This is a genomic window from Clostridium sp. LY3-2, from assembly GCF_024705715.1.
Classification (GTDB): Bacteria; Bacillota; Clostridia; order Clostridiales; family Clostridiaceae; genus Clostridium.
In genome coordinates this window covers 1-24,201 of the sequence record NZ_JAMDLQ010000032.1, presented here as the reverse complement: position 1 = coordinate 24,201, position 24,201 = coordinate 1, and the positions used below count along the sequence as shown (strand labels likewise).

Here is a 24,201-nt window from a genome sequence, read left to right as displayed (position 1 = left end):
ACTCAAACTTATACTAATAGTGTTAATGCAATAAACAATAATATAGCTACTACTAATAGTAATTTAAATAAAGCTACTACAGAGCTTAATTTATTAAAAGGTGAAGTAAGTTCAAAAGTATCTAAAAGCGAAATTGATAAAACAATTACAAATATTAATAACTTAATAAAAAGTACAAATGAAAAAATATGTACTGCTGAAAGCTCATTTTTACAAAAAACTAATAGTATAGAAGCTGGAGTTAAAGATTTAAATTCAACTACACAAGCAATAAATGCACAAATAGATATAGTCAATAATAAGGTTCACAATGTAGAAAGTGCTTTTAATATTTTATCAGATAAAATTGATTTAAAAGTTAATAAAACTGATATAGATAAAACAGTTATAAATATCGATAATTCAATAAAAAATGCAAATGAGAAAATATCAACTGTTGAAAGTTCATTAACTCAAAAGACTAATAGCATTACACAAAATGTAACCAATATACAAACTACAACTAATACTTTAAATGGGAAAATAGTTAATGCAGAAACGAGATTAAATAGTGTTGAATCTAAAATAACTGATTCAGCAATTATCAATACAGTCCGTAGCCAATTTTATAGTAAAGGTGAAGCTGATAATAGATATACTAATAAGACTGAAATGCAGCAACTAGATAATAAATTTGAGTGGAAAATATCTACTTTAGGCTCAGGCAATTTAATATCAAATTCTAGCTTTAATGGTAATTTTGATAGTTGGACTACACATAATAATCCATATCTATCTACTAATACTGATTTCTTAGCTGATAGATATGGAAAGATGGTGAGTATAGAATCTGGTGGAAGAAATGGTTGTGGAATTTATCAAAGATTTTCTACTATACCTGACGAAAGTTATACTGTGAGTTTTTATGCTGAGGCAGATAGACAAAAGCCTTTAGCTACAACAATTGGAATAGAAGGAATACAAGGAATTACTTTAAAATATGAAGCAGGATGGAAAAGGTGGAGTTTTACTTTCAAAGCAACTAGTAAGCAACATACATTTATAGCTTATTTAGAAGAAGCTGGCAAGCTATATTTAGGTAGAGTTATGGTAACTCAAGGAACTGTATTACAAGAATATAGAGAAGGTTTAGGTATATATTCTAATATAGTAAGAATGGATACAGAAGGACTAACTGTTGATAGTAATTCAACAAATACCAAAACAATAACAGACAGTAATGGCTTTAGAGTTCAAGATAAAAGAACTGGTGAGAATTTATTAGAAGCAAACACTAAAGGTATATCAACACGAGGAGGAAGATTCTATGTAGATGGACCTAATGGTAATTACACTTTAATGTGGGGTAGAGATATTGTAATAAATGGGCAAAGAGCTTTAGTAGGAACACACAATCATCCTGAAGCACCTTTACAGGCTAACAAATTATACGTTAACTACAATAATGATTTTAAAAATGGAATTGAAATAGGTGGGAAGTTAACTAATAATACTTTTGAAGTTGTTAGTATAAAAGAAAATCAACTTGGAGGAGAATATATTTATAGATCAATGGGAGACGGTCTAGTTTACCAATGTGGATATAAAGAAATACGTATTAAAGATGGATGGGTAATTGAAGATGTAATAAATTTTCCAAGACCATTTCCACATTATTGTACAAAATTTAAAGCTTCATTAGAATTAGTTGATGGAAATGATTATTGGACAGCAAACTATATTCTAAATAGTTATAGAATAGATAGGCTAGGAGGAAAAGTGTATGGATTAAATCAAAAAACATATATTGGATCACAAGGATCTATAGCTAGAGTATTTTGGGAAGCAATGGGAGCATAAGAAAGGACAGTAATATGAATGAGGAATTATTAGAGCATAAAGTTAAAGTAAATGAAAATAGGATAAACAATCATGCGGATAGAATTGATAAATTAGAACAAAGTCAAGCAGAAATGAAAATAGAGATTAAAAATTTAGTAAAAAGCTTAGATAGTTTAACTGCAGCATTAAAATGGTTAATAGGATTATTAGGAGGAAGCATAGCAGGTTTCTTTTTTTATGCAATCCAAACACATATATTTAAATAAAGAAGGAAGGAAAGTAACAATGAAAGCAAAAGAAATTATTAAAAGATTAAAAAATACAGGAACTATAGTAGCTATAGCAAGTGCTGTAGTAATGATAGTTGCTAATTTAGGGTTTAATGTAGATGGAGATAAAGTTATGTATATAGTAAATGCATTATGTGGTATAGGGGTAGCTTTGGGAGTTTTAAATAACCCAACTACAAATGGACTTGATGGAATAAGTAAAAAGGATAAATAAAATTTAAGGGAATATTAGAGGACCAATAAGGTCTTTTTTTATTGCCTTAGTTTACAAATATAAAGTTAAATTAGTAATAAATAATAAAAGAAAGAAGGAATTTTAATGAATATAACAAGACAATTAAGCAGATTTAATCACTATGAAGGAGGAAATAGTAAGGACTACATTATTATTCACAGTACAGGAAATACAAATGACACAGCCAAGAATAATGCAGATTATTTTGGTAGAGCTGATAGAGGAGCTTCAGCACATTATTTTGTAGATGACAATTCAATATACCAAGTGGTAGAAGATAATGACTGTAGTTGGAGTTGCGGCGATGGACATAATAAATATGGAATAGGAAATAGGAATACTATTGCAATTGAAATGTGTGGCACTGATGATGGTAATATATCAGATAAGACAATAGAAAATACTTTAGAGCTAACAAAATCTTTAATGAACAAATATGGAATAAACATAGATCATGTAGTAAGACACTATGATGCGAGCAGAAAATGTTGTCCTTCACAGTTTTCTCCAAACGATTGGAAAAGATGGTGGAACTTTAAAGCAAGATTAGAAGGTAAGGATGTTGAGAATATAGAAATAAAACCAAGTGAACCATTAAAAACACAGGGTGATAAACTTTGGGAAGTTTCTATAAGTGGTGAAGAAGTTAAGAAACTACAACATCAACTTAATGTACAAGGGTATGGAAATATTAAAGAAGATGGTTACTTTGGGGATTCAACATTATCAGTATGTCCTACAGTTAGAGAAGGTGCAGAAGGAAATATAACAAAATGTATTCAACAAAGATTATTAAATAGAGGATACACTTCATTAAAATCAAGTGGAGGAGCAGACGGAGTATTTGGTAGAGGTACTACTATAGCAATTGAGAATTTACAGAGAAATAAAGGTTTAAGTGTAGATGGAATAGTTGGTAAGAACACTTGGAAAGCTTTATATAGTAAATAGATTATATACCATTTCAAAAGAAAACAAAGGCGGGGAAAATTCTGTCTTTATTTCTATTTGTAAAATATGTTATTATAGTCATGTGGAATAAATTAACATATGGGGGGTATGGTATGAAAAGAAAATCAAAAATGTTAGCTGGAGTATTAACAGTAGTACTGTTTATTACTTCATCAATTTCAATTTCAGTTGAAGCAGCGACTAAACAAGATATGAAAATAGAGTTTATAAATGTAGGTGCAGGAGATGCTATTTATATTGAAACACCTAGCGGAAGCGATATTCTTATTGATGCAGGTTCTACTGGAAATGGTAGAAAAGTTGTTGACCAATTACTGAAGCAAGAGAAAAATATGGATTTAGAATATGTAATCTCTACACATCCAGATGCGGATCATATTGGAGGACTACAGGAAGTATTTAAAAGAATGAAGGTAAAAAAATTCTATTATCCAAAAGATATTTCATATACCAGAACAAAAACTGCAAAAGCTGTTTTGAATTTAGCTAAAAAAGAAAAGGGTTGTAAAATATATGATGCAAAAAGTGGAATAAAAATAAAAAGCGGTGGAGCTACATTAGAATTTATGCATAGTAGTAAAAACTATAGTAGTGATAATGAAGATTCAGTAATGACTTATATAGACTATGGTAATTTAGAAGTGTTACTAACGGGTGATGCAGAAAAAGGAGCAGAAAAAGCTGGTAAAAAATATAATGTTGATGTTGTACAAGCACCACATCATGGATCTAAGTATTCATCAAGTACTGATTTTATAAAAAAATATGATCCAGAGAAAGTAGTTGTAAGCACAGATGGTAAAAGATATGGACATCCAAATAAAGAAATATTTAAAAGATACGCTAAATACGATAAAAATATTGATGTTTATCGAACAGATAAGACAGGAAATATTGTTCTTAGAGCAAATGGGAAAAAGTGGTGGTTTGATAAGAATGATAAACCCGTAAAAGCACTTAAATATGCTAATTAAACAAATAGAGTATTTTAGGCAGGATAAATCCTGCCTTCTATTAGTTTCAATACCAATAAAAATTTATTTGAATAGGTATTATAGAAAAATTTTGATGCTGGAAAAACATCATCATTAATAAGTTTATCCAATACTTATTAAAACATACAAAAAAGACATCTAAAAGATGCCTTTAATAAAGTAAGCTGAATGTGGTTAATGTTTGATACTTGTGATTAATAATCAACTAAGAAGGTAATTAAATAATAATACAATTTCATTGTGCTGTAAATAATTGTTAGGGTATTAAATCTGTTTGTCTTCTAATTTGACAATATAATATTATATATATAAGTAGATTTAAAATAATTATAGAATAAATTTTAAGATATAAAGAAAATGTAGAAGTATGAGTTAGATACTTCTACATTTTTTAGAACAAAATTGAGTTTAGAAATGTATGTATTTAAGTATATTAATATTTTTAGATTATATGCAAAAAAGAAGCAATACACATTTGGTATTACTTCTTTTGTTTATAACGATGTTTAAAATATAGTTTATGTAATAATTTTATTATATTCTATTTGGACAAAAAAAGATATTATAAAAAGACATGTTAGAAAACACAAACAGGAACTGAAATATCTTTTTATAATACCTTAGTTAGAAGAGATTAACCCTCCGTAGTGTAAAAATGTATATTAAATATCTAAGACAAGTACAATATACCATAATATAGTAAACATTCAATAAATAAACTATAGATAAAGTATGAGTTTACAGTTTATTTATAATACTATGGTAAAATACTCCTGACTTTACAAAAGGGAGGAATAATAGTGAAGAAAAGATTATTAGCTATTTTATTAAGTGTAGGTATATTAGGAGGAGCATTTATTGGATGTGGAGAAAAGAAAGAGCAGCCTAAAGAACCACAAAAACAAGAGCAAACACAACAAGAAGATAAATTAGCAGAAATTAAATTGAAAGAACCATTTGAGGTTAAAACAGAGAATGGTGAGTATACAGTAACAATTAATTCAATTAAGACAACAAAAGAAAGAAATGAATTTGAGGAGAAACAACCGAAACAAGTAGTTATAATAGATTATGATTATAATAATAAAAGTTTTAAACCAAGTGATGGAGGAAAGTTATTAGTTGACCAGACAGCTTTTGTTGTTATGGATGGGGAAGGGAATGTTTTGAGAACATATCCAGTAGCAATGGATGAGAGCCCTAGACCTATTCCGGTAGGTGGGAAATTACATGCAACTATTGCGTATAGAGTTCCTACAGATTCTAAAGAAATAAAATTACAATATGAAAGAAATTCTGGTCCTATAGGTGAAATGATAGTAGATATCAAATAATTGATTAGGATAAATATATATGGCAACACTTCTAAATAGGAGGTGTTGCTTTATTATTAATTATATAAAAAGTTCAACAAATAAAAGTGTAAAAAATAAATTGCTTCTATTATATATATTAAATATCAGCGATATTATATTTACTTTAATTTTATTACAAACAGATATGTTTATAGAAGCCAATGTTACAATGCAAAAGATTGTTTTAGATCCGATCTTGAGTTTAGTTATAAAAGTTGGATTTGTGGGGATTTTAGTGTTCTTTGTTTATAGAAGGTTGGAAGATGCAAATAATCAACAATTAAAGATTGGAAATATATTTGTCAGCGGAATGCTGATAGTATATATTATTATAAATTCATTTCATATCATATATGTTATGAGTTATATCTACTTAAATATAATACCAAAGTTTTCTTAAAAAGGTTTAAAATTTATTTACATTAAAAATATTGAAAAAATATGAACGAGGATGTAAACTTATATAAGAACGTACGTTCGCAAAAAAGCGAAAGAGTGATTAAATGGTTATAAGGGTTACAATAGATAGTTCAGGTAAAAAGAAAGTAAAGATACTAAAGAAGGTAAATAGAAGGTTAATAAAATAACCTTCTATTTTGTTTTCAATTTGATTAATGTTTCAGTAATTAATTTCTCTGTTTCTTCATTAATATATATATTATTTTTTTCTTTATACAAAACTTCATTAACAAATGTTTCATATTTCCCTAATAGGGTATCGACATCAGAAAGATTTTTAGTCCCCAATAGAGCTTTTAATTTTAATATCTTATCTTGTATAGTTTTTTCAGGTAGAGTCAATAATTTAAATGTATCATAATAATCAACTTTAAAATAATCTGAAAGTATTTTATAGTAATAAAAAGCGTTTTTAGGACTTAATAGATTTCTTTCAAGTTTTGAAATAGTTGTCTCAGATATATTTGTTGCTGCACCTAACTCTAATAATGAGATATTGTGTTCTAATCTTAATTGCGTCAATATATCTCCATATTTACCGGCAATAGCATGATTCCTTCTACGATTTATATATTCAAACTTGTGATGTGAACGCTTGCCCTTGCGGACTTTCTTCTTATGGGGTAGAGGATAATAAATGCGTTTGTAGTAAAAATCAAATAAGGAATTACAGGAATAGATTGTCTAAAGCTATGAAAGATAGAATAGATATTTTTAACTTTGTTCCAAGATTAAGTTATACTGAAATTCATAGGGGAATTGGTATGGCAACTGAAAAGTCTTTGATTAAAGGAATAAACAAAGGAAGAGCTATTAGTAATAAAAGATATAAAAATACTTCTTATAATTATAATTCAGAACTAATAGGAAAAGATATATTCAAATATTGTATTTTAGATGATGAAAGTGAAAAAATTATAAAAAACATTGTAGAAAAAACTAACATCTCAGTAAGAGGATATGGAAAAATCTTAAAAGTTGCAAGAACTATTGCAGATATTGATGGAAAAGAAAAAATTGAAGCACCACATATCATTGAAGCGGTGGGATTTAGAAGAGATTTTGATGGCGAGATTATTTAAAAAGGGGTAGACATATGGAAAAATTTATATTATGGTTAATATCAATGGATATAAGCAATAAAAGAAAGCTGTTTTTAATATCTAAATATGGAAAAGAAAAAGAGATTTACGATAAATTCGAAATAATTAAATGCGAATATCCATACATTTTTAAAAAATTTAAAAATTATAATAAAGAAGAGGAACTTAAATCTTCTGAGGAGTTTTTATTAAACTTAGAAGCACTTAATATTTCTTTTATAACAATTACTATGGAAGAATACCCAGAGAAGTTAAAGAGATTAGATGAACCACCTTATTTTATGTTTTATAAAGGTAATATAAAACTTTTAAATGAACCTACAGTAGGTGTTGTTGGGTCTAGAAGACATAGTACTTACGGAGAAAAAGCTACAAATGTTTTAGTTAAGGAAATGGCTAAAGTTGGTTTTACTATAGTAAGTGGTGGTGCGTTAGGTATTGATGCTGTTGCACATAAGAGCGCTTTAAATAATGATGGTAATACAATTGCTGTTTTAGGGTCTGGAATTGATATTTTATATCCAAACAGTAATAGATTTTTATTAGAAGAAATAAGTAAGTATGGACTTTTATTAAGTGAGTTCCCTCTTGGAACTAAACCGTTTGCGTTTAACTTTCCAAGAAGAAATAGAATAATTAGTGCATTATCTTATAAACTACTAGTACCAGAAGCAAAAAAAGGAAGTGGTTCTATAATTACAGTAGACCGTTCAAATGAAATAGGTATAGAAGTTGGAGTTGTTCCAGGGTCAATCTTTTCAGAGTATAATGTAGGTACTAATATGCTTCTAAGTGAAGGTGCTACAATTATATATGATAAGCAATCTTTATATGATTTTTTAAATGTAGATTATGAAAAAGAAATAGATTTAGAAGATGATATTCAAAATAAAATACTTGAAATAATAAGTGATGAACCTGTACACGTTGATGATTTATTAAAAAAATCTAAGGTTGACAGAAACACTTTTTATAGGTTATTATTTGAAATGCAAATTAATAATAAGATAATGAATTTGCCTGGCGAATATTATGTCAGAGTATTATAAATAAAACTTGAGGGGGTGAATAACTTCGTATAAATGAAATATGAAGTTAATTTATGGGCCAAAAATTAGTTATAGTTGAGTCACCTGCTAAGGCGAAAACAATAGGAAAATATTTAGGAAAGAATTATATAGTCGAAGCTTCTATGGGGCATGTTAGAGATTTGCCAAAAAGTAAGCTTGGAGTTGATATAGAAAATAATTATGAACCTCAATACATCACTATAAGAGGTAAGGGCGATCTTTTAAAAACTCTTAGAAAAGCAGCAAAAAAAGCTGATAAAATTTATCTAGCAACCGACCCCGATCGTGAGGGGGAAGCTATTTCTTGGCATTTAGCTAATCTTTTAAAAATTGACGATACAGAAGATTGTAGAATTGTTTTTAATGAAATAACAAAAAATGCAGTTAAATCTTCTATAAAAGAAGCAAGAAAAATAGATAAAAGTTTAGTAGATGCACAGCAAGCTAGAAGAATATTAGATAGACTTGTTGGTTATGAGATAAGTCCTATACTTTGGAAAAATGTAAAATGGGGATTAAGTGCTGGAAGAGTACAATCTGCTGCACTTAAACTTATTTGTGATAGAGAAGAAGAAATAAAAAAATTTATACCAGAGGAATTTTGGACTGTAGATTGCGAACTTAAAAAAGGAAGAAAAAAATTCAAAATAAAACTTTCTAAATGTGACGGGAAGAAAATAGAACTTAAAAACGAAAAAGATGCAAATGAAGTAGTAAATGGAATTGATAAAGATAAATTCGTTATTAAAGACATTAAAAAAGGAGTTAAGGTAAAAAATCCACTAGCACCTTTTACAACAAGTACACTTCAACAAGATGCAAATAAAAAGTTGAATTACAGAACTCAGAAAACGATGTCTGTAGCACAAATGCTTTATGAAGGAGTAGAGGTTAAAGGATTTGGAACTGTTGGTCTTATAACTTATATGAGAACAGATTCTGTTAGAATTTCTAAAGAAGCTCAAGATTCTGCATTAGATTTTATTAATGAAAATTACGGTGAAAATTACATACCAGAATCACCAAGAGTTTATAAATCAAAGAAAAACATTCAAGATGCACACGAAGCTATCAGACCATCTAATGTTTTAATAACTCCAGAAATCGCAAAAGCAAGTCTTTCGCCTGAACAATTTAAGTTATATGATTTAATTTGGAAGAGATTTATGGCATCTCAAATGGCATCATGTAAATTAAACACTAATTCAATTAATATTGAAAATGGTAGATATCTATTTAAAGCAAGTGGTTCAACAGTTGAGTTTGATGGATTTATGAAAATATATGAGTACGGTTCAGATGATGAAAATGATTCAAAATTACCAGACCTTGAGGTTTCAGAAACATTAAGTGCAAGTAACATAGAAGAAAAGCAACACTTCACTCAACCACCAGCTAGATATACAGAAGCATCTTTCGTTAAACTTTTAGAAGAAAAAGGAATAGGAAGACCGAGTACATACGTACCAACTATTTCAACACTTCTTGGAAGAAATTATGTTGAAAGAGATAAGAAAAATCTTTTTCCAACAGAATTAGGATTTATAGTTAACAATATTATTTGCGAATATTTCAATCAAATTGTAGATGTAGACTTTACAGCTGAGATGGAAAAGCGATTAGATAATATTGAAGAAGGTAGCATAGAATGGGAAAAAGTTGTTAGTGACTTCTTTGAACCGTTAAAACATGCTATAGAAAAAGCTGAAAAAGAAATTTCTAAAGTTGTTATTGAAGATGAAGTTAGTGATGTTCCTTGTGATAAGTGTGGCAAAATGATGGTCATAAAAAGAGGAAGATTTGGTAAGTTTTTAGCTTGTCCGGGATACCCAGAATGTAAAAATGCAAAACCTATAGTTGAAGAAATTGAAGCCCCATGCCCTAAGTGTGGAGGAAAGGTTTTAGCTAAGAGAAGTAAAAAGGGCAAAAGATTTTATGGATGTGCAAGTTACCCAGAATGTGATTTTGTAAGTTGGAACGAACCAATTGAAAAGAAATGCCCGGAATGTGGAACTTATATGGTTAAAAAATATTCAAAAAAATCTGGAGATTTTATCCAATGTTCGAACCCGGAATGTAAACATAAAGAAACTATAGAAAAAGATAATAATGAAGATAAATAATTAATATATCCTCTTTGGTAAAATATATGTCAGGGAGTCATATAATCTTGTTGAAATAGGAAGTTTTCTATGATAAACTGTAATGAGTTAGAATTGTTAGAACTTTCTAATAATTTAAATTATATGTCTAAAGGCTTTTAGATTATCAAGGAGGATTTTTAATGTCATCATTGCTTAATAAAACGAGAAGATTAAATAAGATATTACAAAAGAGCGGAGCGGAAGCTGTTGCTTTTGAAGATATATGTGATTTACTAAGTGAAGTACTAGAATGTAATGTGTACTTAGTAGATAAAATAGGTAAGGTAATTGGGTATAGCTTTTCAGATAAATTTGAATGCGATATAATGAAAATGCGTGTAATGGAGGAAAAGAAATTTCCTAAAGATTACAACGATAAACTTTTAAGTGTTGGAGAGACATTATCAAATCTTAAAAATCAAGGACAATGTGTTTTTGAAGAAGTTGGTGAGTGTAAAGTATTAAACAAGCTTTCAACTATAGTTCCTGTAATAGGAAACAGAGAAAGAATTGGAACGCTTTTACTTGCAAGATTCGGAACTGTATTTACAGAAGATGATCTAGTCCTTTGTGAATATAGTGCAACTGTAGTTGGTATGGAGATGCTAAGAGCTAGACAAGATGAATTAGCAGAAGATACTAGAAAGAAAGCTGTAGTACAACTTGCAATAGGAACTCTTTCTTATTCAGAACTTGAAGCAGTTGAGCATATCTTTAATGAATTAGATGGTCAAGAAGGACTTTTAGTTGCATCTAAGATAGCTGATAAAGTTGGTATAACAAGAAGTGTTATAGTAAATGCTTTAAGAAAATTTGAAAGTGCTGGAGTTATTGAATCTAGATCTCTTGGAATGAAGGGAACTCATATTAAGGTTTTAAATGATAAACTTTTAGAAGAGTTAAATAAAATAAGATAGTTTTAAAAGATATCTATATAATAGTAGGTATCTTTTTTTCTTTTTAAAACATTTAGGGTGTAAAGTGTATTATTAAATTAAAATTAGTCGATATTATATATGTATCATTTAGATTTTTAGTATAGATTTATTATTCTATAAAGCAAATCTAAAATTAAAAAGAAAAATGAAAATTTATGTTGATTGAATAGAATCTCTATGATATACTAATCAAGGTAATAAAATACACACATTACATTTAGAATTGTAAGGCGGTTCTTAAATGGTTAAGATCCTTACAAGAGTGTAGTGGAGGAAAAACCAGGAGGTAAGAAAATGTCAGTAATATCAATGAAACAATTATTAGAAGCTGGTGTACACTTCGGACACCAAACTAGAAGATGGAACCCTAAAATGGCTCCATATATATTCACAGAAAGAAATGGGATATATATAATAGATCTTCAAAAAACAGTTAAAAAAGCAGAGGAAGCTTATGACTTCTTAAGAGAAGTTTCAGAGTCAGGAAAAGATATACTTTTCGTTGGAACTAAGAAACAAGCTCAAGATGCTATAAAAGAAGAAGCAATCAGATCAAACATGCACTTCGTAAACAACAGATGGTTAGGTGGAATGTTAACTAACTTCAAAACTATCAGAACAAGAATTAGAAAAATGGAAGATATCGAAAAGATGGAAGAAGATGGAACATTCGATGTTTTACCTAAGAAAGAAGTTTTCAAATTAAAAGGTGAACTTGAAAAATTAGAGAAAAACTTAGGTGGAATCAGAAACTTAGATGCTACAAATGTTGGAGCTATGTTCGTTGTTGATCCAAGAAAAGAAAAGAATGCTATCTCAGAAGCTAAGATATTAGGAATTCCAGTAGTAGCTATCGTTGATACTAACTGTGACCCAGAAGAAGTTGATTACGTAATTCCAGGAAATGACGATGCAATCAGAGCAGTTAAGCTTATCGCTTCAAAAATGGCTGATGCTGTCATCGAAGGAAGACAAGGGGAACAAATAGAAGAGTAATTTATTTATTAAAGGTAGATGAGGTAGTTCTTCATTTACCTTTTGCCCTAATGAATGATAAGGGTTACTTTTTATAATATAGGAGGAATTGAATATGATAACAGCAAAAGCGGTTAAAGAATTAAGAGATAAAACTGGCGTAGGGATGATGGACTGTAAGAAAGCTCTTAAAGAGACTAATGGAGACATCGAAAAAGCAGTAGAATTCTTAAGAGAAAAAGGATTAGCAGCAGCAGCTAAAAAAGCTGATAGAATTGCAGCAGAAGGTATAGTTAAAACTTACGTTTCAGAAGATGGTAAAACAGCTTCAATCGTAGAAGTTAACTGTGAAACAGATTTCGTTGCTTTAAACGAAGAATTCGTAGGATTCGCTACAAAATTAGCTGAAATAGTTGCAACAACTAACGTTAATACTGTAGAAGAATTATTAAACGAAAAAATAGGAGATCAAACTGTAAGCGAAGCTTTAACTTCATTAGTAGCTAAATTAGGTGAAAACATGACAGTTAGAAGATTCGAAAGATTACACGTTGAAAGTGGAAACATAGCAAGCTATATCCATGGTGGCGGAAGAATTGGTGTTCTTGTAGAAGCTAGCTGTGAAGCTGATTCAGAAGTAGTAGGAGAAGTTGCTAAAGAACTTTGTATGCAAGTTGCAGCAGCTAACCCATTATTCTTAGACAGAACTTCAGTAGATACTGCTTCTTTAGAAAAAGAAAAAGAAATCTACAGAGTTCAAGCTCTTAACGAAGGAAAACCTGAAAAAATCGTTGATAAAATGGTTGAAGGAAGAATTAAGAAATACTTCAAAGAAGTTTGCTTAGTTGACCAAGTTTGGGTTAAAGATGGCGACAAGACAATAGCAGGATTAGTAGAAGAAAAATCTAAAGAAGTTGGTTCTCCAATAACAATCACAAAGTTTGTTAGATTCGAAAGAGGAGAAGGAATCGAAAAGAAAGAAGAAAACTTTGCTGAAGAAGTTGCTAAACAAATGGGTAAATAATTAACTAATGAGAGAACACCTAGTGTTCTCTTTTTTTAAAAATATAATAAAAACATATTTAGGAGGGATTTTAATGGCTAAAAGTAAATATAATAGAGTGATGTTAAAACTTTCAGGAGAAGCATTAGCAGGAGAAAGTGGATTCGGGTTAGACTTTAATGTTGCTAAAAGAATAGCACTTGAAATAAAACAATTAGTAGACCAAGGAATCGAAGTTGGAGCTGTTGTAGGTGGCGGAAACATATGGAGAGGTAGAAGTGGTGAAGGAATGGACAGAACTACTGCTGACTATATGGGAATGATGGCAACTTGTATAAATGCTTTAGCATTACAAGATTCATTAGAGCAAGTTGGAGTAGATACTAGAGTTCAAACTGCTATAGAGATGAAAGAAATTGCAGAGCCATTTATAAGAAGAAGAGCTATGAGACACCTAGAAAAAGGAAGAGTTGTTATTTTTGCAGCAGGAACAGGAAATCCATATTTCTCAACAGATACAACTGCAGCTTTAAGAGCAGCTGAAATTGAAGCTGATGTAATTCTTTTAGCTAAAAAAGTAGATGGTGTTTATGATAAAGACCCTCATAAGTATGAAGATGCAAAAAAATATGATAAACTATCATATATACAAGTTTTAGAGCAAGGACTACAAGTAATGGATTCTACAGCGACTTCATTATGTATGGATAATAACATTCCAATATTAGTTTTTGGTTTAGATGATGGTGGAAATATTCAAAAAGCAATCTCAGGTGAAAAAATAGGAACTTTAGTTTCAAAATAATTAGGGAGGATATTTATGATAAAAGAAATCAAAAAAAATGCTGAAGATAAAATGAAAAAAACTATTGTATCATTAGAACACGAGCTATCAACAATGAAAGCTGGTAGAGCTAATCCTACAATGCTTGATAGAATACAAGTTGAATACTATGGAAGTATGTGTCCATTAAATCAAGTTGCAAATATCTCAGCTCCAGAGCCAAGAGTATTACAAATAACTCCTTGGGAAGCACCTTTATTAAAAGATATTGAAAAAGCTATCTTAGCTTCAGACTTAGGATTAAATCCTTCAAATGATGGAGCAGTTATTAGATTAATAATTCCAGAATTAACAGAAGAGACTAGAAAAAATCTAGTTAAAAATGTTAAAAAGGCTGGAGAAAATTCTAAAGTAGCAATAAGAAATATCAGAAAAGATGCTAATGATAAAATCAAATCACTAAAAAAAGATTCTGATCTTTCAGAAGATCAAATCAAAAAAGGTGAAGATGAGATTCAAAAAGTAACTGATAAATATGTAAAAGATATTGATGCAGCTATAAACGCTAAAGAAAAAGAGATAATGTCAATATAGCAATTATTTAAAAACCTGCTCTTTTAGCAGGTTTTTTATATAATTTAGAAGGGGAGGATGGTTATATGCTTAAGTTTTTTAAAAGTCCAAAAGGCACTGAAGAAGAAATTGCATTAGATATGGAAAATATACCAAAACATATCGCAATTATAATGGATGGAAATGGTAGATGGGCAAAAAAAAGAAAGTTACCTAGAACAATGGGGCATAAAGCTGGAGTTGAAACTATACGTAGGATTCTAAAAGAAGCTTCTAACCTAGGTGTTAAATATATGACTTTATATGCATTCTCAACAGAAAACTGGAAGAGACCTAAGGATGAAGTTAATGCATTAATGAAACTTTTAGTTCAATATTTAAGAAAAGAAATTAATGAATTACATAAAAATGGAGTAAGGATTAATGTATTAGGTGATATATCAATGCTTCCAAAAGAATGTATCGATGAAATAGAAAAGTCTGTAGAAAAAACTAAAAATAATACAGGCATTACTATGAATATTGCATTGAACTATGGTGGTAGAGATGAGATAATTAGAAGTATAAAACTAATAGCACAAGATGTTTTAGATGGAAAAATAGAAATTGATGCTATTGAAGAAGATACTGTTAATAATTATCTTTACACAAAAGGAGTACCTGACCCTGATATAATTATAAGACCATCTGGGGAACAAAGATTAAGTAATTTCCTTTTATGGCAATGTGCATATTCAGAGTTTTGGTATTCAGATATTTGTTGGCCAGATTTTACAGAAGATGATTTACATAAAGCAATTTATGACTTTCAACAAAGAGATAGAAGATTTGGTGGCATTAAAAAATAAAGAGGTGAATGCTAAGTGAACAAAAATAGTAGATATTTAGGTGCATTAATGATAGCTCCCTTTATCATATTTATCTTTTTAGGTGGAATATGGTTAGAAGGTTTTACAATAGTACTATCTTTTTTAGGACTATACGAGTTTTATAATGCATTAAGGCAAAAAGAGTTTAAACCTATAAGCATTGCTGGATATATTTTAATTATTGCTTATTATTTATTAAATAATAACTTTGAAAATATGATGTATTTAATAGTTTTAGCAACGTTTTTACTACTTATTGTACCAGTAGTAAATTTAAAGTATACATTTATAGATGTTGCAATTACTCTTTTAGGTTTTTTATATGTAGGAATTTTATTTAGTTTCATACATTTAGTAAATATAAAGGTTTCGGGAGCATTTTTAGTTTGGTTAATCTTTATAGGATCTTGGATGACAGATACTGCAGCATATTATTCAGGTAAACTTTTTGGAAAACATAAACTTTGTCCAAAAGTTTCTCCTAAGAAGACTATTGAAGGGTCTATAGGTGGTATTTTGGGGGCTACACTATTTTCAGGTGTATTTGGTATAATTATTGCTAACTATGGAGTAAATGTAATGGCAACTTACAACTATTTCATTATTGGTGCATTATGTGGTGTATTTAGTCAATTCGGAGATTTGGTTGCATCATCTATTAAAAGATATGTTGGATTAAAAGACTATAGTCACTTGATTCCAGGTCATGGAGGAATACTTGATAGATTTGATAGTATTTTATTTTCAGGTGTTATAGTATTTTATTATTTAACTTTTATAGTTGGAATTTAATAAGTAATATTTATTGATGATTTCTTTTTAGGAGTCATCTTTTTTTATAATATACATAATTTTTTTAGCATATATATTTACTAAGAGGTGGTATATGTTGATAAATGGAAAATATAAAAAAATTATTATAGTAATTTCTCTATTTGTAGTTATGGCAGCTAGTATTTATTTAATACAAAAATATTTCACACCTTTTATAATGATTATTGTTTTGCTTATTATAACTCAACCTTTATATAATTTAATAAAGAGATTTAGTATAAATAACAGAATAGCATCTTTAATTACTATATCTATTTTTAATATAGTTTTAGGTCTATTTCTATACTATATAGGTGCTAGTATCTTTGAATTGTTAGAAGGGCTTTATAAGAGTAATATTATATTAATAGATAAGGTGATAAATGAATTGACTACATTTTTAGAAAGCATTATTGGAGAAATTAATATAAGCCAAAAGGTCATGAATGGTATAGATTTTAACATAGTAAAAGATAGCGTAATTTTAACTGGAGATGGATTATTAAGTTATGTTGTAGCTAATATAACTACATTTTTTATATTAGCTGATAAAAAATACTTCGTACACTTTTTTAAAATGATTATTCCAAAAAAAATAGTAAGTAAAGCAATAAAAGAAAAAAACAATATTAAAAGTATTGTTTATATACAAATAATACTAATCTTAATGTCTACCCTTATAACTTTAATAGGTTTTCTACTGCTTAAAATACCTAATTCAATAATACTAAGTGTTATTTGCGGTATTCTTGATTTAATTCCATATATAGGAACTATAATTGTATTTATTCCAATAATAATATACAATATTATAGTAAAAGAATATGTGATTGTTATTGGACTAATATTTCTATATTGTTTAGTTCAAATAACTAGAGAAATATTAGAGGCTAAGTTACTTAGTAATAAATTTAACTTACATCCTTTAGTAGTTTTTATTTCTGTATATATAGGAATAAAAGTGTTTGGGGTTTTAGGAGCCTTTGTAGGTCCAATTTATTGTATGATTTCAAGAGACATATTGATTAATGAATAGACATAAAAATGGAGGAACTTATATGAAAAAAATATCTATATTAGGTGCGACAGGCTCAATTGGTACTCAAACATTAGATGTTATAAGAAAATCTGATGATATTGAACTAGTTGGGATTACAGCTAATACAAGTGTTATAAAGGTAATAGAAATAATTGAGGAGTTTAATCCAAAATTCGTAGGAATGATGGAAAAAGAAGCTTATTATAAGATATTAGAATATGTAAATACAAATAAAAAAAACATTGTTGTTTTAGAAGGAATAGATGGACTAAATAAAATAGCATCATTAGATGAAATTGATATAGTAGTTACGTCAGTTGTTGGAATGATAGGACTTGAGCCTACTTTAAAGGCTATAAGAGCAAAAAAAGATATCGCACTTGCAAACAAAGAAACACTAGTAGTTGCAGGTGAACTCGTAATGAAAGAAGCAAAGGAAAATAATGTTAAGATCCTTCCTGTAGATTCAGAACACAGTGCAATATTTCAGTCATTAAGAGGAAATACTTTAAGTGAATTAAAAAAAGTGATATTAACTGCATCAGGAGGTCCTTTTAGGGGGAAAAAGATAAATGATTTAAAAGATATAAAAGTTAAGGATGCTTTAAATCATCCAAATTGGAGTATGGGTCAAAAAATAACTATAGATTCATCAACTCTTATGAATAAGGGATTAGAAGTTATAGAAGCGCATTTCTTATTCGATTGTCCATACGATAATATTCAAGTTGTAGTTCATCCGCAAAGTATTATTCACTCAATGGTTGAATATAAAGATAATAGTATAATAGCGCAGCTAGGTTCTCCGGATATGAGACTACCTATTCAATATGCTTTAAATTATCCAAAAAGAAAAAATGAGATTGCAAACAAAATAGATTTTTGGGAAATTTCTAAATTAACATTTGAAAAACCAGATTTAGATACATTTAAATGTTTAAAACTTGCATATAAAGTAGGAAAAGAAGGTAAGCTTATGCCAACTATTTTAAATGGTGCAAACGAAGCTTTAGTTGATATATTTTTACAAGAGAAAATTAATTACCTTCAAATAGGTGATATAATTGAAGAATGTTTAGAATTATTTAAAAAAGAAGGGAATGAAGAAGTAACATTAGAAAATGTAATAGAACTTGATAAAAAAGTAAAAGAATACGTATATAATAAATACAATTAGGAGGAAGGCAATGTATATTATTTACGCAATATTAGCCTTTAGTTTACTTATTATAGTTCACGAACTTGGTCATTTTATAATGGCTAAAGTAAATGGGGTAAAGGTTGAAGAATTTTCAATAGGTATGGGACCTAAGATAATTTCTGTAACTAAAAATGAAACAAAATATTCAATAGGCATCTTACCTATTGGAGGGTATGTTAAAATGCTTGGCGAAGAGCGTTTTGAAGAGGATGAAGAAAAAGAAGATGATAAAAATCAAAATCTTGAGTATACAGAAGGAAGTTTGCAATCAAAGTCACCTTTTAGAAGACTTACAATAATACTAGCGGGTGTAATAATGAATGTAATACTATCTATTGTCCTTTTTGCAGCAATTTCTAATCACTCAGGGTTTGCAGTACCAGTTATAGATGAGGTTTTAAAAGGAAGTGCTGTATCTGGAGTTTTAAAACCAGGTGATGAATTTGTAAGTGTTGATAATAGAAAAGTTATTACACCAAACGATGTAATATTTGGCCTTGCAACTGACAAAGATGAAACTATATCTTTAACTGTAAAAAGAAATGGCGAAGAAAAAAGTTTTGAAGTTAAACCAAACATAGATAAAGAAAGTGGACTTAAAAAAATAGGAGTTAGCTTTAAATATGTAAAAGAACCTAGTATAATGGAAAGTATAAAACAAGGGTGTGTAGAATCAATTTCAACTATAAAACAAACATATTCAAGCTTAAAGATGCTTGTAACTGGAAAAGCTAACTTTAAAACAGATGTTGGTGGACCGGTAAGTATAATTAAAATGACTGGATATGCTGCAAAAAATGGATTCTGGACACTTATGAATTTCACAGCATTTATTAGTATAAATTTAGCAGTGCTTAACCTTTTACCACTTCCTGCATTAGATGGTGGTTGGGCACTTATGATTTTATTTGAGTTAATTACAGGGAAAAAAGTACCTGAAAAAGTTACTAATGCTATAAATAATGTTGGATTCATAGTCCTTATGGCATTTATGCTTATAGTAACTATAAAAGATATTTTATTCCCAATAGCTTTATAGGAGAATAACATGGAAAGAAAAATTAAAAGAATGGTAAAGGTTAAAGATTTAATAATTGGAGGTACATCACCTGTAATTATTCAATCTATGACAAATACTGATACTAGAGATATCGAAAAAACATTAGAACAAATAAATAAATTAAAAGATGAGGGTTGTCAATTAGTTAGATGTGCTGTTCCAGATATGGTAGCTTGCGATGCACTTAAAGAAATAACTAAAAGATCTCCTCTTCCAATAGTTGCAGATATCCATTTTGATTATAGATTAGCTTTAAAAGCAATCGAAAATGGTGTCGCTAAATTAAGAATTAATCCAGGAAATATAGGAAGTATTGATAGAGTAGAAGCTGTCGTTAAAAAAGCAAAAGAAAACAATATTCCTATAAGAATTGGGGTTAATTCAGGTTCATTAGAAAAAGATATATTAGAAAGAGATGGAAAACCTACCGCAAAAGGACTAGTTGAAAGTGCTTTAAGACATGTTAAAATATTAGAAGAATTAAACTTTTATGATATAGTAATATCAATAAAGTCATCTAATGTACCGATGATGATAGAGGCGTATAGGCTTATTAATGATAAAGTTAATTATCCTCTTCACCTAGGTGTAACAGAATCTGGAACTGTGTTTAAAGGTACCATAAAATCATCTGTAGGTATAGGGACTTTACTTGCAGAAGGTATAGGAGATACAATTCGTGTATCACTTACATCAGATCCTGTAGAAGAAATAAAAGTAGCAAAAGAACTTTTAAAATCATTAGGTCTTATTGATGAGGGAATTGAGTTTATTTCCTGTCCTACATGTGGAAGAACAGAAATAAATCTAATTAAAATTGCTGAAGAAGTCGAAGAAAGGCTTCAAAAGTGTAATAAAAAAATAAAGGTTGCTGTTATGGGTTGTGTAGTAAATGGACCTGGCGAAGCAAGAGAAGCTGATATTGGTATAGCTGGAGGTAAAGGTGTTGGAATAATCTTTAAAAAAGGCGAAATCATAAAGAAAGTTAAAGAAGAAGAATTAGTCGAAGAACTAATTAAAGAAATAGAAGCTTTATAAAATTATTTGCCCTAAAACTCTAGAGAGTTTTGGGGCAATGTATTTTTAGGAGGTAGAAAGTTTGAGTGAAGAGTTTATAAGTAAACTTAATACTGAAATATGTAAAAAAGAAAATATTTTAGATAAAGAAGTTAAACTTACAAGATTTCAATTTTATAAAAAAAGTAACTTATTAAAAGTTATCTTAAAAACTAAAATAGAAATAACAGAAGATGAAGAGAACTATATAGTTAATGTTATAAAAAGCAGGTTAGGTATAAATATAAATGTAGAGTTACTAATATATAAAGATGTAAAAGATGCAAGTGTATCTGATATAGCAAACAAGTATTGGTCTGATATTGTAATGAGAATAGTAAGTCAAAATCCACTTGCTAAAAATCTTTTGTATTCAAAATACAGAGAAATAAGCGAAGAAAAAATTAAAATAAATTATGGAAGTGAAGCTATAGTAACTCATATTAAGAAAAAAGGGGTTGAAAAGAAAATATCAGATAATATAAAAGATATTTTCGGTAAGAAAATAAAAATTGAACTTTGCTATGATAAATCTTTAGAAGAAGATAATTATGAAGAAAATAAAAAGCGTGAAAATCAAGAAATCGTAAGTGGGGTTTTAAGTGGAGTTATAGTAAATAATAGAGATAGCAATGAAAAAGCTAAAAAAGAAGAAAAGAAACCTCAACCTAAACGTGAAAATAATGGCTTTAATAAGTATAAAAAAGAACCTAAAGGTGAAAATACTATTTTAGGAAGAAATATAAGCCAAGAAGCAATTACGATTGATGAAATTGATGAAACTTCAGGTTATGTTGCAATAATTGGTGAAGTATTTAAAACTGAAACTATAGAAACAAGAACAGGAAAGACTATACTTACTTTTTATATAACAGATTACACAAGTTCAATTACTGTTAAATGTTTCTTAAAAGAAAAAGATAAAGAAGAAGTTTTAGAAAATGTTAAAAAAGGTTTATACTGCAAAGTTCGTGGAGAAGCTATTTATGATACATATGCAAGAGAAGTTGTGCTTATGGGCCGTGATATAGTTAAAATGAAAAAGATAGAGAGGATGGATGGGTCAGAAGAAAAACGTGTAGAATTACATCTTCATACTAATATGAGTACTATGGATGGGATTGCATCTGCTAGTAAACTTGTAGAGCGTGCTGCAAAATGGGGACATAAGGCTATAGCTATCACTGACCACGGTGTTGTTCAGGCCTTTCCTGATGCTCAAAGTGCAGCCAAAAAGAGCGGAATTAAAGTTATTTATGGCGTAGAGGGATATTTAGTAGATGACGGTGTTCCTATAGCATTAAACCAAAAAGGACAAAACTTAGATAGCGCTTATGTAGTTTTTGATATTGAAACTACAGGGTTTTCTCCTATAAATGACAAAATAATAGAAATTGGAGCTGTAAAAATAAAAGATGGTGTTGTAATTGATAGGTTTAGTGAATTTGTTGACCCTGAAAGAAAATTACCATACAAAATAATTGAACTGACAAGTATTACTGATGATATGTTAGAGGGGAAAGATAAAATAGATATTGTGTTAAACAAATTCTTAAACTTTTGCAAAGATTCTGTTTTAGTTGCACACAATGCATCCTTTGATACAGGATTTATTAAGTATAATTGTCGTGAGTTAGATTTACCATTTGATTATACAGTATTAGATACCGTTCCACTTGCTAGATATCTTTATCCGGAACTTAAAAAGGTAAAACTAAATATTGTAGCAAAGCATCTTGGGATTTCACTTGAAAATCATCATAGAGCTGTCGATGATGCTGAAGCTACCGCACAGATTTTATTAAAGTGCTTCGAAAAACTAAAAGATGAAAAAGAAATTTACGATTTAAAAAGTCTTAATAAAGAATTTTTAGATAACATTGATATAAGAAGACAACCAACTTACCATATAATCATTTTAGCTAAAACACAAGAAGGTCTTAAAAACTTATATAAACTTGTTTCAGAAGCACATATAGATAACTTCTTTAAAAGACCTAGAACTAAAAGAAGTAGACTTTCAGAAATGAGAGATGGTTTAATTATAGGGTCTGCTTGTGAAGCTGGAGAAGTTTTTAAAGCAGCACTTGATGGAAAAAGTGATGATGAAATTATAAAAATAGCAGAATTTTATGATTATTTAGAGATTCAGCCTATATTAAATAATGAGTTTTTACTTAAAAAGGGAATTGTAAATAGTGAATACGAATTGCAAGATCTTAATAAGAAAATTTATGATATAGGTAAAAGGATGAATAAGTTAGTTGTAGCTACTGGAGATGTTCATTTCCTAGAACCACACGATGAAGCGTTTAGAAGAATAATAATGGCAGGTAAAGGGTTTAAAGATGCTGATAATCAACCACCGCTATATTTAAAAACCACAGATGAGATGCTTAAAGAGTTTTCTTATCTTGGTGCAAGCGAGGCTAAGGAAGTTGTAGTAACAAATACTAATTTAATCGCAGATTCTATAGAAATGATAAAGCCGATTCCAGATGAAACATTCCCTCCTAAAATTGAAGGAGCGGAAGATGAAATAAGAAATATGGTTATGAATAAGGTTCACTCAATTTATGGGGATGTGCTTCCAGAGGTTATTCAAAAGAGATTAGATAAAGAACTTAATTCAATAATTAATAATGGGTATGCTGTTTTATACCTTATAGCACAAAAGCTAGTTGCAAAATCATTGCAAGATGGATATCTTGTAGGTTCAAGGGGTTCTGTTGGTTCTTCTTTTGTTGCAACTATGTCAGACATAACAGAAGTTAATGGATTACCACCTCATTATGTTTGTCCTAAATGCAAAAAATCAGAATTTTTCTTGGATGGTTCTGTAAGTTCTGGTGCAGATTTGCCAGATAAAGTTTGTCCAGATTGTGGAACAACTTATATTCATGATGGGCATGATATTCCTTTTGAAACATTCTTAGGTTTTGAAGGAGATAAGGAGCCAGATATAGACCTTAACTTTTCTGGTGAGTATCAAGGGGTAGTTCATAAATATTGTGAAGTTCTATTTGGTAAGGGATTTGTGTTTAAAGCTGGAACTATTGGTACTGTTGCTGAAAAAACTGCATATGGATATGTTAGAAAATATTTAGATGAGAGAGAAGTTATAAAATCTAATGCTGAAATAGAAAGGTTAACTCTAGGATGTACGGGAATTAAAAGAACATCAGGGCAACATCCAGGTGGGATAATGGTTGTTCCGTCAGATAACGAAATTTATAATTTTTGTCCAATCCAACATCCAGCAGATGATAATGAGACTGATATAATAACTACGCACTTTGATTATCATTCAATTAGTGGTAGACTTTTAAAATTAGATATTCTAGGTCATGATGATCCTACAGTTCTTAGGATGTTACAAGATATAACAGGGCTAGACCCTAAAAAGATTCCATTAAATGATGAGAAAGTATTAAGTTTATTTACTT

At 29.2% G+C, this 24,201-nt stretch carries 24 protein-coding genes; 22 read left to right on the top strand and 2 right to left on the bottom strand.

Annotated elements, in window-relative coordinates:
- Nucleotides 1-8: 8 nt before the first annotated feature.
- Nucleotides 9-296 carry a hypothetical protein gene (locus M4I33_RS10495; RefSeq protein WP_257916742.1) on the bottom strand — a complete coding sequence of 96 codons (288 nt, stop codon included), beginning with the start codon at nucleotides 294-296 and terminating at the stop codon, nucleotides 9-11.
- 355 nt (nucleotides 297-651) lie between these two features.
- Here M4I33_RS10495 and M4I33_RS10490 point away from each other — a divergent pair, with 355 nt between their 5' ends.
- The 7 genes from M4I33_RS10490 (at nucleotide 652) to M4I33_RS16935 (ending at nucleotide 6,068) form a co-directional block, all read left to right on the top strand.
- The gene (locus M4I33_RS10490; RefSeq protein ID WP_257916741.1) at nucleotides 652-1,839 is read left to right on the top strand and encodes a carbohydrate binding domain-containing protein; all 1,188 of its coding nucleotides are present in this window, start codon (nucleotides 652-654) and stop codon (nucleotides 1,837-1,839) included.
- 14 nt (nucleotides 1,840-1,853) lie between these two features.
- On the top strand, nucleotides 1,854-2,087 hold the full coding sequence (locus M4I33_RS10485) for a hemolysin XhlA family protein (protein WP_257916740.1): 234 nt from the start codon (nucleotides 1,854-1,856) through the stop codon (nucleotides 2,085-2,087).
- Between the two features lie 19 nt (nucleotides 2,088-2,106).
- The gene (locus tag M4I33_RS10480; protein ID WP_257916739.1) at nucleotides 2,107-2,325 is read left to right on the top strand and encodes a phage holin family protein; all 219 of its coding nucleotides are present in this window, start codon (nucleotides 2,107-2,109) and stop codon (nucleotides 2,323-2,325) included.
- A 105-nt stretch (nucleotides 2,326-2,430) separates the two neighbouring features.
- On the top strand, nucleotides 2,431-3,297 hold the full coding sequence (locus tag M4I33_RS10475; protein ID WP_257916738.1) for an N-acetylmuramoyl-L-alanine amidase: 867 nt from the start codon (nucleotides 2,431-2,433) through the stop codon (nucleotides 3,295-3,297).
- Between the two features lie 113 nt (nucleotides 3,298-3,410).
- Entirely contained in the window at nucleotides 3,411-4,292 is an 882-nt protein-coding gene (locus M4I33_RS10470) for a ComEC/Rec2 family competence protein (RefSeq protein ID WP_257916737.1), read from the top strand.
- Nucleotides 4,293-5,113: 821 nt separating this feature from the next.
- Nucleotides 5,114-5,647, top strand: coding sequence for a DUF4352 domain-containing protein (locus tag M4I33_RS10465; RefSeq protein ID WP_257916736.1), 534 nt, complete (start codon nucleotides 5,114-5,116; stop codon nucleotides 5,645-5,647).
- 19 nt (nucleotides 5,648-5,666) lie between these two features.
- A complete protein-coding gene (locus tag M4I33_RS16935; RefSeq protein ID WP_374707710.1) occupies nucleotides 5,667-6,068 on the top strand; it encodes a DUF5658 family protein in 402 nt (133 codons plus the stop codon).
- Nucleotides 6,069-6,259: 191 nt separating this feature from the next.
- Here the strand turns inward: M4I33_RS16935 and M4I33_RS10460 are convergent, their stop codons facing one another.
- Complete coding sequence (locus tag M4I33_RS10460; protein WP_257916735.1) at nucleotides 6,260-6,649, bottom strand: helix-turn-helix domain-containing protein; 390 nt, start codon at nucleotides 6,647-6,649, stop codon at nucleotides 6,260-6,262.
- Between the two features lie 65 nt (nucleotides 6,650-6,714).
- Between M4I33_RS10460 and M4I33_RS10455 the strand changes: the two genes are divergently transcribed.
- From M4I33_RS10455 to M4I33_RS10385, 15 genes are all read left to right on the top strand, one after another.
- Complete coding sequence (locus tag M4I33_RS10455) at nucleotides 6,715-7,209, top strand: ATP-binding protein (protein ID WP_257916734.1); 495 nt, start codon at nucleotides 6,715-6,717, stop codon at nucleotides 7,207-7,209.
- Between the two features lie 14 nt (nucleotides 7,210-7,223).
- Complete coding sequence (gene dprA, locus M4I33_RS10450) at nucleotides 7,224-8,279, top strand: DNA-processing protein DprA (RefSeq protein ID WP_257916733.1); 1,056 nt, start codon at nucleotides 7,224-7,226, stop codon at nucleotides 8,277-8,279.
- Nucleotides 8,280-8,332: 53 nt separating this feature from the next.
- A complete protein-coding gene (gene topA / locus M4I33_RS10445; RefSeq protein ID WP_257916732.1) occupies nucleotides 8,333-10,423 on the top strand; it encodes a type I DNA topoisomerase in 2,091 nt (696 codons plus the stop codon).
- A gap of 161 nt (nucleotides 10,424-10,584) precedes the next feature.
- Nucleotides 10,585-11,361, top strand: a complete 777-nt coding sequence (gene codY, locus M4I33_RS10440) for a GTP-sensing pleiotropic transcriptional regulator CodY (RefSeq protein ID WP_257916731.1) — start codon at nucleotides 10,585-10,587, stop codon at nucleotides 11,359-11,361.
- 315 nt (nucleotides 11,362-11,676) lie between these two features.
- Nucleotides 11,677-12,378 (top strand): 30S ribosomal protein S2, encoded by a 702-nt coding sequence (gene rpsB, locus M4I33_RS10435; protein WP_194190491.1) that lies wholly within the window; start codon nucleotides 11,677-11,679, stop codon nucleotides 12,376-12,378.
- A gap of 94 nt (nucleotides 12,379-12,472) precedes the next feature.
- Nucleotides 12,473-13,381, top strand: a complete 909-nt coding sequence (gene tsf, locus M4I33_RS10430) for a translation elongation factor Ts (RefSeq protein ID WP_257916730.1) — start codon at nucleotides 12,473-12,475, stop codon at nucleotides 13,379-13,381.
- A 73-nt stretch (nucleotides 13,382-13,454) separates the two neighbouring features.
- A complete protein-coding gene (gene pyrH, locus M4I33_RS10425) occupies nucleotides 13,455-14,165 on the top strand; it encodes a UMP kinase (RefSeq protein WP_257916729.1) in 711 nt (236 codons plus the stop codon).
- Between the two features lie 15 nt (nucleotides 14,166-14,180).
- The gene (frr, locus tag M4I33_RS10420; RefSeq protein WP_257916728.1) at nucleotides 14,181-14,738 is read left to right on the top strand and encodes a ribosome recycling factor; all 558 of its coding nucleotides are present in this window, start codon (nucleotides 14,181-14,183) and stop codon (nucleotides 14,736-14,738) included.
- Between the two features lie 65 nt (nucleotides 14,739-14,803).
- The gene (locus tag M4I33_RS10415; RefSeq protein WP_257916727.1) at nucleotides 14,804-15,565 is read left to right on the top strand and encodes an isoprenyl transferase; all 762 of its coding nucleotides are present in this window, start codon (nucleotides 14,804-14,806) and stop codon (nucleotides 15,563-15,565) included.
- Between the two features lie 15 nt (nucleotides 15,566-15,580).
- Entirely contained in the window at nucleotides 15,581-16,378 is a 798-nt protein-coding gene (locus tag M4I33_RS10410) for a phosphatidate cytidylyltransferase (protein WP_257916726.1), read from the top strand.
- Between the two features lie 94 nt (nucleotides 16,379-16,472).
- A complete protein-coding gene (locus M4I33_RS10405) occupies nucleotides 16,473-17,435 on the top strand; it encodes an AI-2E family transporter (RefSeq protein ID WP_257916725.1) in 963 nt (320 codons plus the stop codon).
- Nucleotides 17,436-17,457: 22 nt separating this feature from the next.
- Entirely contained in the window at nucleotides 17,458-18,615 is a 1,158-nt protein-coding gene (locus M4I33_RS10400) for a 1-deoxy-D-xylulose-5-phosphate reductoisomerase (RefSeq protein ID WP_257916724.1), read from the top strand.
- A gap of 10 nt (nucleotides 18,616-18,625) precedes the next feature.
- Nucleotides 18,626-19,678 (top strand): RIP metalloprotease, encoded by a 1,053-nt coding sequence (locus M4I33_RS10395; RefSeq protein ID WP_257916723.1) that lies wholly within the window; start codon nucleotides 18,626-18,628, stop codon nucleotides 19,676-19,678.
- A 9-nt stretch (nucleotides 19,679-19,687) separates the two neighbouring features.
- Entirely contained in the window at nucleotides 19,688-20,737 is a 1,050-nt protein-coding gene (gene ispG, locus M4I33_RS10390) for a flavodoxin-dependent (E)-4-hydroxy-3-methylbut-2-enyl-diphosphate synthase (protein WP_257916722.1), read from the top strand.
- Between the two features lie 61 nt (nucleotides 20,738-20,798).
- Nucleotides 20,799-24,201: PolC-type DNA polymerase III (locus tag M4I33_RS10385; RefSeq protein ID WP_257916721.1), on the top strand; the 3,403-nt coding region annotated here is incomplete at its 3' end.